At 42.0% G+C, this 11,392-nt stretch carries 9 protein-coding genes and 1 pseudogene; 6 read left to right on the top strand and 4 right to left on the bottom strand.

Going from position 1 to position 11,392, the window contains the following annotated elements:
• Positions 1 to 43 precede the first annotated feature (43 nt).
• Positions 44 to 916: an aldose 1-epimerase family protein gene (locus tag CLIN57ABFB40_RS02335; protein WP_175628711.1), complete on the top strand. Its 873-nt coding sequence runs from the start codon at positions 44 to 46 to the stop codon at positions 914 to 916.
• A 170-nt stretch (positions 917 to 1,086) separates the two neighbouring features.
• On the opposite strand, the gene CLIN57ABFB40_RS02330 is transcribed toward CLIN57ABFB40_RS02335, so the two are convergent.
• Complete coding sequence (locus CLIN57ABFB40_RS02330; RefSeq protein WP_175628710.1) at positions 1,087 to 2,967, bottom strand: DUF4980 domain-containing protein; 1,881 nt, start codon at positions 2,965 to 2,967, stop codon at positions 1,087 to 1,089.
• Between the two features lie 222 nt (positions 2,968 to 3,189).
• Between CLIN57ABFB40_RS02330 and CLIN57ABFB40_RS02325 the strand changes: the two genes are divergently transcribed.
• A complete protein-coding gene (locus tag CLIN57ABFB40_RS02325; RefSeq protein ID WP_175628709.1) occupies positions 3,190 to 4,212 on the top strand; it encodes a helix-turn-helix transcriptional regulator in 1,023 nt (340 codons plus the stop codon).
• A 92-nt stretch (positions 4,213 to 4,304) separates the two neighbouring features.
• Here the strand turns inward: CLIN57ABFB40_RS02325 and CLIN57ABFB40_RS02320 are convergent, their stop codons facing one another.
• The gene (locus CLIN57ABFB40_RS02320; RefSeq protein ID WP_175628708.1) at positions 4,305 to 5,150 is read right to left on the bottom strand and encodes a patatin family protein; all 846 of its coding nucleotides are present in this window, start codon (positions 5,148 to 5,150) and stop codon (positions 4,305 to 4,307) included.
• Between the two features lie 456 nt (positions 5,151 to 5,606).
• Here CLIN57ABFB40_RS02320 and CLIN57ABFB40_RS02315 point away from each other — a divergent pair, with 456 nt between their 5' ends.
• A complete protein-coding gene (locus CLIN57ABFB40_RS02315; protein ID WP_175628707.1) occupies positions 5,607 to 6,791 on the top strand; it encodes an aminopeptidase C in 1,185 nt (394 codons plus the stop codon).
• Here CLIN57ABFB40_RS02315 and CLIN57ABFB40_RS02310 read toward each other — a convergent pair.
• A pseudogene (locus CLIN57ABFB40_RS02310) lies at positions 6,777 to 6,908 on the bottom strand (LytTR family transcriptional regulator DNA-binding domain-containing protein); the annotation flags it as partial. The gene CLIN57ABFB40_RS02315 and the pseudogene CLIN57ABFB40_RS02310 sit on opposite strands and share 15 nt — an antisense overlap.
• Positions 6,909 to 7,051: 143 nt before the next feature.
• Between CLIN57ABFB40_RS02310 and CLIN57ABFB40_RS02305 the strand changes: the two are divergent.
• The 3 genes from CLIN57ABFB40_RS02305 (at position 7,052) to CLIN57ABFB40_RS02295 (ending at position 11,100) form a co-directional block, all read left to right on the top strand.
• Positions 7,052 to 7,732, top strand: coding sequence for a porin (locus tag CLIN57ABFB40_RS02305; RefSeq protein ID WP_175628706.1), 681 nt, complete (start codon positions 7,052 to 7,054; stop codon positions 7,730 to 7,732).
• A 39-nt stretch (positions 7,733 to 7,771) separates the two neighbouring features.
• On the top strand, positions 7,772 to 9,646 hold the full coding sequence (locus tag CLIN57ABFB40_RS02300; protein ID WP_175628705.1) for an alpha-L-fucosidase: 1,875 nt from the start codon (positions 7,772 to 7,774) through the stop codon (positions 9,644 to 9,646).
• 692 nt (positions 9,647 to 10,338) lie between these two features.
• A complete protein-coding gene (locus CLIN57ABFB40_RS02295) occupies positions 10,339 to 11,100 on the top strand; it encodes a response regulator transcription factor (protein ID WP_065539192.1) in 762 nt (253 codons plus the stop codon).
• Here the strand turns inward: CLIN57ABFB40_RS02295 and CLIN57ABFB40_RS02290 are convergent.
• Positions 11,041 to 11,391: a hypothetical protein gene (locus tag CLIN57ABFB40_RS02290; RefSeq protein WP_071807684.1), complete on the bottom strand. Its 351-nt coding sequence runs from the start codon at positions 11,389 to 11,391 to the stop codon at positions 11,041 to 11,043. The two genes, CLIN57ABFB40_RS02295 and CLIN57ABFB40_RS02290, sit on opposite strands and share 60 nt — an antisense overlap.
• Position 11,392: the final 1 nt, after the last annotated feature.

The following is an 11,392-nucleotide window of genomic DNA, read 5'->3' as shown; positions in this document are numbered from 1 at the left end:
TGGAGTTAACTACTGGTTGTAGTCAACTGAAAAAATCAACGATATGAAAACAATCTCCAACAAACAACTCACGATTCAAGTATCTCCTCACGGAGCTGAACTCTGCAGCATCGTCGCCAATGGAAAAGAATATCTGTGGCAAGCCGATCCTGCTTTTTGGAAGCGACACTCTCCTGTCCTATTCCCGATTGTAGGGAGCGTATGGGAAAATGAGTATCGGAATGAAGGGATTCCTTATACGCTTACTCAACATGGTTTTGCCCGTGACATGGAATTTACTCTTATTTCTGAAAAAGAGGATGAAGTACGTTACCGCCTTGTCAGCAATGAAGAAACTTTGCATAAATACCCTTTTTCATTCTGTCTGGAAATAGGCTATCGCATCCAGGGAAAGAAAATTGAGGTTATGTGGGAAGTAAAGAATACCGGCAACAAGGATATGTATTTTCAGATTGGGGCACATCCAGCTTTCTATTGGCCGGAGTTCGATGCAAGCAATTCTGAAAGAGGGTTCTTCGGATTTGACAAGGAAAACGGTTTGAAATATATTCTCATTTCAGAAAAAGGATGCGCTGATCCTTCTACTGAATATTCTTTAGAGTTGACGGACGGATTATTACCACTGGACACGCATACTTTTGATAAAGATGCTTTGATACTGGAGAATGAACAGGTCCGTAAAGTTACCTTATATAATAAAGAGAAACAGGCTTATCTTAGTTTACATTTTAACGCTCCGGTAGTCGGTCTTTGGTCTCCACCTGCAAAGAATGCTCCTTTCGTCTGCATCGAACCTTGGTACGGACGTTGCGACCGCACACATTATACTGGTGAATATAAAGATAAGGACTGGATGCAGCACTTACAACCGGAAGAGATATTCCAAGGAGGATATACAATTGAAATTGATGAATAATTGATGAATAAAAGTAGCTGCCGGATTTCACATCTGACAGCTACCAAACACCTAATTCTAATCTACAAAACCTAACTTATAAATCTAACCTATGAATCCTTAAAAAGCAATCAATACTTGTTGCTTTCACTGAATCTATGCAAACATCTATTGTGTAACTTCTATTTCTATTATAAACCCAACCGATACGCCTTGAATGAATCTACTTGAAATGAACCTCCTTTGCTATAAAAACACATACGGTTGTATGGTTCCGATGGAAAAATAAGATTAGTCATTGCTACCTTTCCTCCATTCAGGAATATTTCTACAGAACATTTATCAACAAAGACATCCAACGTATATTTATTCTCTTTCTTTATCGGTGCCCAGGTAGCTAATGCGAAATCATCTATATAATTGATGGAAGTCGTCTTTCTACGGTCGTAAACCTCTATTTCATGAGGCACACTCTTCTTTCCGAAATCCACGATACCACTTTTCGTCCGGTCCATAACCAATCTCTTTTCCGGAAGATTGAAGTAGATATCCACCTTTTCACCTTTATCATTAAAGAGGCTGAATCCCATAATCTCCGCTTCCCCGGCGGTAATTTCCAATGCCAGTTCATAAGCACCATCATTATCAGCCAATAAAGAATCAATATGATAATCATTGGCAACCGTAAATGCCGGAATCTCTTTCTTTTCTTTTCGCAGAGTTTTTATCTCCAGTACCGGAGCTGCTGAAAGATAAATTTCACCGTCTTGTGTATAAAGACTTAACTCACGCGGCAAAGCGTTAGCACTACGGAATTGCTTTGTCGGAACAATATTACAATATTGCCAGTTACTCATCCAAGGAACAGCAATCGTTCGTTCTCCAGTGTTTGAGAAACAAACGGTAGCATAGTGATCTTTGCCCCAATCCAACCATTTCGTGACATTTGGCTGACTGTCACAACTGAATTTCTTTCCATCAAAGTCTCCTGTAAAGTATTGAGTGGCACTTCCTCCGAAATAACATCCTGGATTGACGTTCACTATCAATGCCCATTTCTTACGGTTCAGATCACCATCCACCGGAAGTTCCACCATGTCCAGACATTCAAATTGACAAGGCTGTACCCCGTATCCTTCTCCGAAACTACTCATATAGTTCCAGTCCTTCAGATTCTTAGAGTCATAGAAACGCATTTCTTTATCGGCGGAGACAATCATCACCCATTTATCTTCCGGTTCATACTGGAACACTTTTGGGTCGCGGAAATCTCTCAAACCATCAGCAGGGCACAAGATGGGGTTCTTCTCATATTTAGTAAATGTCCGTCCATTATCCTTGCTAAAAGCAAGACATTGGATCTGCCCGTTTTTATCACTGGCAGAAGTATAAAAAGCCAGGATACTCCCTGCTCCGTAACCGGCTACATTTTCCTGATCGACAATAGAGCTGCCGGAAAAGATATGTCCCAATGTGTCACGGGCGATAGCTGGTTCCAGATGTTCCCAATGTACAAGGTCCTTACTGACAGAATGTCCCCAATGCATATTTCCCCATTTAGAGCCGTAAGGATTATATTGAAAATACAAATGATATTCTCCATCTTTATACACCAATCCGTTGGCATCATTCATCCAGCCATAGAGAGGAGTATGATGATAAACAGGACGGAACTGTTCTGTATTGGTAGTATCAAATGTATCAGATAACTTGATTTCTTTCCAGCAAAGTGCCTCCTTTGATTTATTACGAATACGCACGGTGGCAGTCTTCACTCCGGCAGGCAAGGCAAATGGAACGAAATAGTCCACTTTAGTCTGTGCCAAACGAATATCCATATCAGTATCGGCAGCTTCTCCTGTATTGAGGAGAACCTGACTTTCCGCTGCTTCCTCTTCTATAGGAAGCAATATATAATTAGTCGGATTGGTGATGTGGATGACAGTCAGGCTATCGCTTTTCTGCTCCAAGGTCAACTTGCTTTTAGTCGTGTGGCAATAAGTCAGTCCGTAAGAGACTGCTAACGCAAGTATTGCACCTTTACATAGTTTCATCCAAGGGTTTGTTTTCATGGCAACAAAGTATTCCTAGTTTATACAAGCTTTTAATCTAAAAGACGAAGGCAAAGATAGGGGGTATCTTCGCCTTCGTCTATAAACTTTGTTTCAAAGGGTATCAAATTTGATACAAATCCTAAGAATTTTCTTTTATCATCCAAGAATAAAGACCTGTAACCTCTTTGTTTTCCTGAATTTATTTTTCTACTTTTGAAGCCAATCTTTATTCTTCTACTTATGCCAGCAAATAGAAATGCCTTAATCCGTTATAAAACAATTGATAACTGTCTGCGTAATCCTTATCGACGCTGGACGTTGGAAGATTTGGTAGATGCTTGCTCGGATGCTCTTTATGAATACGAAGGCATCGATAAAGGCATAAGCAAACGTACGGTACAGATGGATATACAGATGATGCGCAGCGAGAAGCTGGGTTATAACGCTCCGATTGTGGTGTACGAAAATAAATACTATAAATACGAGGATCCGGAATACAGCATTACACAAACTCCGCTGAACGAACAAGACCTGAAAACGATGTCGGAAGCAGTAGAAGTGTTGAGGCAGTTTAAAGGCTTCTCCTATTTTACGGAAATGAGCGATATTATCAACCGCCTGGAAGATCACGTTGCTTCTGCCCGGATGAAAACCACTCCTGTCATTGACTTTGAAAAGAATGAATCATTGAAAGGACTGGATTATCTGGATACGATCTATCACGCGATTGTAAACAAGCATCCGATACAGCTCAAATATCGTTCGTTCAAGGCACGTTCGGCCAACAGCTTTATTTTTTATCCTTATCTATTAAAAGAGTATCGTAACCGGTGGTTCGTTTATGGTGTCAGAGGAAACGGACGGATCTTGCAAAATTTAGCTTTGGACAGAATACAATCATTGGAGGTTCTGCCACAACAACATTACATAAAAAATACGTTCTTCGATCCGAACACGTTCTTCGATGATCTGGTAGGAGTCACTAAAAACTCCGGAAGTGTAGCGGAGAAAGTCGGTTTCAAGGTAGCGGCTGCCGAAGCACCTTACATCATAACCAAGCCTATACACCGCAGCCAGCAAGTGGTGGAAAGATTGGCTGACGGAAGTGTCATACTGGAAATTAAAGTCGTCATCAACCATGAGTTAGAACGAGTATTCTTCGGATATGCCGAGGGAATACAAATTCTTTATCCGAAGACTCTGGTAGAATTGATGAGTAGGAAACTAAAAAAGGCTGCTGAACAATATACCCATTCAAAATGAAAAGGGAACACGCCCAATTATCCTATCTGACATTCAAGAAAAACAAAAAAGCATGTGAGATCCTGTCTATTGTTCAACTATGGAGAACTTGTTTATTCTTCAAGTAAGGCTCTCGCACATTCATACCCTTCCTGATAAAACTCTGTCAGTTTTTGCACATCTTTCTCGATGCGGTTTACGGCTACAGGTTTTAACGGGCGAATAACGATAATCTGTCCTTCATCCTCCATGCGCTCTACCATTTCCAACTGCTCATTATAAACAGCACACCGCCTACTTAATGCTTCGCGCAACTTCGGATATTTCCGATATACAAACGAAGGGATACGAATGTCTTTCGAATCTTTCCGATACCCCCGGTTACGGGTGAGTACCACAACATTTCTCGTGCAGCCATCCGTAATGGCTCTTTGCAAAGGAATGGAATCTACAATTCCTCCGTCGAGCATGGGAACCCCGTCAACATAAGTAATAGGACATACAAAAGGGAGACTGCTGGATGCGCGGACAATATCAATCACCCTGCGACTGTCTTTTTTCTCTTCGAAATAGTTGGCTTCTCCCGTGATGCAATTCGTAGTCACCATCACAAAACGTTCCGGTGAAGCAAAGTATGTTTCATAATCGTAAGGAAGAATATGTTCGGGGAACTCATTGAATAATAGATCAAAGTCCAATATATTACGCTTTTTGAGCAAATGTTTCAGACCGATATAATTATACTTCTCTAACAAGTCAATGTTGCTGTACTTGGCACGTCCCCGTTGCCGTGATGCATACGACAACCCGTTGCACGCACCGGCAGATACTCCTATCGTATAGGGAAACCGGATATCGTGATCCATAAAATAATCAAGCACACCGCAGGTGAATACTCCACGCATTCCTCCGCCTTCCAACACTAATCCCGTAGATTCATCAATTTTCAAGTCCTTCATTTTTATCTCCCGTATTCTTATTCCGGCGGATTACCAGCAAAGATGACAATTCACGCATCACAGCCTCATCCTCAGAATGAAAAGCAACACACGCCCGGATTCCGGACGCCCGAAACAAAATATCAATTTTGCTTCAAAGATAATTTTTCTTCCCGACGTACGAAAATATGTTCCACCAAATGAAACAAAGGAGTAGTCATAAAGTTCGTAACTAGCGCCATAATGACCCAAATTACAAATAACATTCACCACAGAGGACGCAGAGGACACAGAGGAAGATACTAGAAAATTGAGATCAGACGAAACTGTCTATCTAATTGTAAGTACGCTTGAAAAGATAAAGCCTCTGTGTCCTTTGCGTCCTCTGTGGTAAATTAATCTGTGTAAATCTGTGTAATCTGTGGTGAAACTTTCCTATATTTGTAGCCAAAACAATTTAATATTAATTTCATAGGAATGAAAAAGACAATCCTTATTGCTGCCTTAGGCTTGTTCAGCCTAAACATCATGGCACAAGATGCAAAACCTGAAGAAGGTTTTGTTTTCACGACAGTGAAAGAAAACCTGATTACTTCTATCAAGAACCAGAACCGTTCGAGTACGTGCTGGAGTTTCTCCACCCTCGGATTTGTAGAGTCAGAATTACTCCGTATGGGCAAAGGCGAGTATGACCTGGCCGAAATGTTCGTAGTGCACAAAACAATGCAAGACCGCGGTGTGAACTATGTACGTTATCACGGTGACAGTTCTTTCTCTCCGGGCGGAAGTTTCTACGATGTAATGTATTGCATCAAGAATTATGGTATCGTTCCGCAGGAAGTGATGCCGGGAATCATGTACGGCGATACTCTGCCGGTACATAACGAACTGGACGCTGTTGCTTCCGGCTATATCAACGCCATTGCTAAAGGCAAACTGAACAAGTTGACTCCGGTATGGAAAAACGGGCTGGCAGCAGTCTATGACACCTATTTAGGAAAGTGCCCGGAAAACTTCACTTACAAAGGCAAGGAATATACTCCGAAGTCCTTTGCTGAATCATTGGGATTGAATCCTGACGATTACGTATCACTGACTTCTTATACACATCATCCGTTCTATTCCCAATTCGCTATCGAAATTCAGGATAACTGGCGCAACGGTTTGTCTTACAACCTGCCTATCGACGAACTGATGGCTGTAATGGACAACGCTGTAAAGAAAGGTTATACTTTCGCATGGGGTAGCGACGTGAGCGAACAAGGATTCTCACGCGATGGTATCGCCGTTATGCCGGACGCAGCCAAAGAATCGGAACTGTCTGGTTCGGACATGGCTCGTTGGACTGGTCTGACTGCCGCCGACAAACGCAGAGAATTATTCACCAAACCTTTCCCGGAAAAGGATATTACCCAGGAAATGCGTCAAGTCGCTTTCGACAACTGGGAAACAACAGATGACCATGGAATGGTTATCTACGGTATCGCCAAAGACCAGAACGGAAAAGAATACTTCATGGTGAAGAACTCTTGGGGCAAATCCGGCAAATACAACGGTATCTGGTATGCTTCCAAAGCATTCGTAGCTTATAAGACTATGAACATACTGGTACATAAAGATGCGCTTCCTAAGGAAATCGCCAAGAAACTAGGCATCAAATAAGTAATTATTCTTATCGAAGATAATACGGAGACGGGAAACTTCAGTAATCTTTCGAAGATTGACAATATAAGAACGGTGAACCCGCATGAAATGCGTGGGAAGCCGTTCTTCCATTTTCTAAATAACTCTTACGATTTAAATTTGATTATAGAACGGCTGCGTTGCGCAGCCGTTCTATAACTTTTTTTTACCCTACCTGCCAACATTTATCTATATATTACGTATCTTTACCCCCGAAAAGAAAAAATACAACCGATAAAATGAAAAAAAATATTGTACTTATTGCAATTCTATTTTGCACAGCCTTCGCACAGGCACAAGAAGTTTTTGTAAATGCGGATTTTGTCAGCAGCTATATCTGGCGCGGTATAGACAGCGGCAATGCAAGTGTGCAACCTTCACTCGGTCTCAACTGGAAAGGACTGACCATCTACGCCTGGGGCTCTACCGAATTTCGTGAAAAGAACAATGAAATAGACCTTTCATTGGAATATACCTATAAAAACCTGACTCTTTACGCCAACAACTATTTTACCCAAACAGAAGACGAGCCTTTCAAATACTTCAACTACAACTCACACTCCACAGGACATACCTTTGAAGTAGGAGCCGGATATATGCTCAGTGAGAAATTCCCGCTATCAGTAAGCTGGTACACTACGTTTGCCGGAAACGACTATCGGGAAAACGGGAAACGCGCCTGGTCGAGCTATTGTGAACTGAGTTACCCGTTCAGTGTGAAAGATGTTGATTTAAGTATTGAAGCAGGCTTCACGCCTTGGAAAAGTTTCTATTCCGACAAATTCAATGTGGTCAACGTCGGATTGTCTGCGACAAAAGAAATCAAGATAACGTCCGGCTTCTCATTACCTGTATTCGGAAAGCTGATAGCCAATCCTTACGAAGAGCAGGTTTATTTTGTATTCGGAATAACACTCTAGCGAATTTATCTATTTAATAATTTAGCAATAATCACCCCCATGAAAAAACACTCTCTTATTTTCTGTGCAGGAGTTCTTTTACTGAGCGCCTGCAATCCGACAAAAGCACCGGAAGCTATTTTGCCTGTTCCCGAAGCCAAACAAGTGGAATGGCAAAAGATGGAAACATATGCTTTTGTACACTTCGGACTTAACACATTCAACGACCGCGAATGGGGATACGGAGATTCCGACCCTAAAACATTCAATCCTGCCAAGCTGGATTGCGAGCAATGGGTACAAACGTTTGTAAATTCGGGCATGAAAGGAGTAATCCTGACAGCGAAACATCACGACGGATTCTGCTTGTGGCCTACGCAACTGACGGAGTACTGTATCCGCAACACTCTATATAAAGACGGGAAAGGTGATATTGTCCGCGAGCTATCGGATGCCTGCAAAAAGTACGGCATCAAGTTTGCTGTTTATCTGTCGCCTTGGGACAGGCATCAAGCCAATTACGGTTCTCCCGAATATGTAGACTACTTTTATAAGCAACTCAACGAACTGCTGACCAACTACGGTGATGTATTTGAAATCTGGTTTGACGGTGCCAACGGTGGAGACGGCTGGTATGGTGGCGCAAAAGACAGCCGTACTATCGACCGTAAGACTTATTATGACTATCCGAGAGCTTACAAAATGATTGACGAACTGCAACCACAAGCTGTTATCTTCTCTGATGGTGGTCCGGGTTGCCGCTGGGTAGGTAATGAAAAAGGATTTGCCGGAGCTACCAACTGGTCTTTCCTTCGTGCCGGAGAGGTCTATCCGGGCTATCCCAACTACCGCGAACTGCAATACGGTCACGCTGACGGCAATCAATGGGTAGCCGCCGAATGTGACGTTTCCATCCGTCCGGGATGGTTCTACCACCCGGAAGAAGACGAACGTGTGAAAACAGTAGATAACCTAACTGACTTATATTACCGCAGCGTAGGTCATAACGCAACATTATTACTCAACTTCCCGGTCGATCGTGACGGACTGATCCATCCGACAGACTCTGCCAACGCCGTAAACTTCCACCAGAACGTACAAAAGCAACTGGCACACAACCTATTGGCGGGACTTTCTCCCAAAGCATCGGACGAACGGGGAAAAACATTCTCTGCAAAAGCGGTGACCGATAGTGAGTATGATACTTATTGGGCTACTAATGACGGTATCAACTCTGCCACAATCAAGTTTGACCTGCCTCAAACGGAAAAGATCAACCGTATGATGTTACAGGAATATATACCTCTGGGGCAACGTGTCAAATCATTCGTTGTAGAATACAACCAAGAAGGCGAATGGCTTCCGGTAAAATTGAATGAAGAGACGACCACTATCGGATATAAACGTCTTCTTCGTTTCGAGACAGTCACCACAGATAAGATTCGTGTCCGTTTTACAGATTCGCGGGCTTGCCTCTGTATCAATAATATAGAAGCCTATTATGCAGGAGAGACTTCCGATACATATACTGCAAAAGCAGAAGAGTTGAAGAGCTATCCGTTCACGCTCGTTAAAGTAGATGCGGAAGAAGCACAGAAATGTATGGATAAAAACAATCAGACCACCTGCTTCATCAACGGAAATACATTATTGATTGATTTGGGAGAGGAACGTACAATTACCTCCTTCCATTATCTCCCCGACCAAAGTGAATATAATAAAGGGATAATCAGCTCTTATGAAATCTCTGTCGGCACGGACAGCAATGCTGTCAACCAGCTAGTAGCCAAAGATGAATTTTCCAACATAAAGAATAATCCGATTCTGCAATCGGTTTACTTTACTCCGGTAAACGCCCGCTATGTCCAACTGAAAGCAACACGGATGATACATGACGGTGAACCGATGGGGTTAGCAGAAATTGGTATACAATAAAAGAATAGAGACTCTCTCCATAAAATCAGAATAAGGTGCAATTATGAACTAAACCATTTGCTTTATTATAATAAATGATTCCTATAGGCATTTTTATTTCGCCGTTTGCCTGCCTGGATATAGTTCATTAGGCAATCTTATTTCGTATAACTATAGTTTCTCTTTCGTATGACTATAGTTATACGAAAGGGAGACTATAGTTATCCTTACGAATAACTATAGTCATACGAAAAGATAATAGGCAATCAAGATAGTCTTATCAGGCTATGGAGAAAATCTAATTAGTAACATACAATAAACACATAGCGAAAAGACAAATTTGAGCGAAGCGTAGCGAATGGCACTGAAACAGTGTTCGTTACGCTTCGTTTTTGTGTGGTAAGGAAGCAACTGAAAGCCACTTTGAAGCCAAATGCGGCAGGAGTTCAGTTACCAGCCCATTACTACCGTAACGGATGAAAGTTTTTAGTTAAAGGCTTCTATTTCTGCGATTTGCGTAGGTTTGCATATCTGTCGGTAATACACCGACCTATACAACCACAAAGAAAAGGCAAAGTGATGAAACTGTAAAAACAGTCAGTTCTCCTATTAAAATCATTATTCTGCTAATACACAATAAAAAAGTGCGTTTCTTGTACTGCTGGGAACTGCACTTTTTATAATTTTGCAGTCGGAATAACATCAGCAAGGATATGCAGGAAGACATCTTACGTTTTTTTCGTCCTATAAATCATTCATTCGATGTAAAAGAGGACGATTATGTACAAGCGAAAGTTTGCATTTCAATGGCAGACGCCATGGCTCGGAATACGAACAGCAGTTTGTATATAATTGATTATAACCAGAAAAACTTCTTGTATGTATCTCCGAATCCTTTGTTCTTGTGCGGATACACACCGGAAGAGGTGCGAGGGAAAGGATACGGTTTCTATTTCGAGGTGGTTCCGGCAGAAGAGATAAGAATGCTGTTCGAAATAAACGAGGCAGGTTTTTATCTTTTCGGCAGGCACTCTTCGGAAGAGAAGTACGGTATGACTATCGAATATGATTTCCATATCAAGGCCTGTGACGGACGTTTCCGGTTAATCCATCACAAGCTGACTCCCGTGCTCCTTGACAAGGATGGGTATATGTGGCTGGCGTTATGTACCGTATCGCTTTCTCCCGCATCCGTTCCGGGAAACGTGTTGATGACATGCAAGCACCGCCCGGTTCACTGGGCCTATTCTTTTGAGGGGCAACGGTGGAAGGAACTTCCCAATATTGTATTGACCGACAGAGAAACCGACATTCTGCAACTCGCAGTAAAAGGATTTTCCAATACGGAGATTGGAGAGGCTTTGTTTGTGGATGCCAATACCGTGAAATTCCACAAGAAAAAACTGTTTCAGAAGTTACATGCAAAAAACATCACTGAAGCCATCGGCATCGCATCCAATCTGCGGCTGATTTAGAAAGACGAGATAAAATTTCGGAAACGGTTCGATAGGCAGATGCCGTTCGACATATTGCCTTATTTTATCTTGTCCTCTCTTCCTGATAACATCATCTTGCAAAGATGGGTATATCATCCTTTTTTTGATAAAAGCAATATTCCAAAATGCCATATAGCCGATAACATATCTTTCTACCGCCTTTTCTATCGGCTCATCCTCTTTCCGTAGGGATGCAAGGGGAAAAGCAGTATTCTCAAAGATACCGATTTCCGCCCATGAAAGATTTATGAATGTCAAGGGGTATTCCATT

The sequence above is a fragment of the Bacteroides acidifaciens genome (genome assembly GCF_903181435.1).
Classification (GTDB): domain Bacteria; phylum Bacteroidota; class Bacteroidia; order Bacteroidales; family Bacteroidaceae; genus Bacteroides.
Note: the sequence above shows the minus strand (reverse complement) of the source record. Positions and strands in the feature narration are given on the sequence as shown.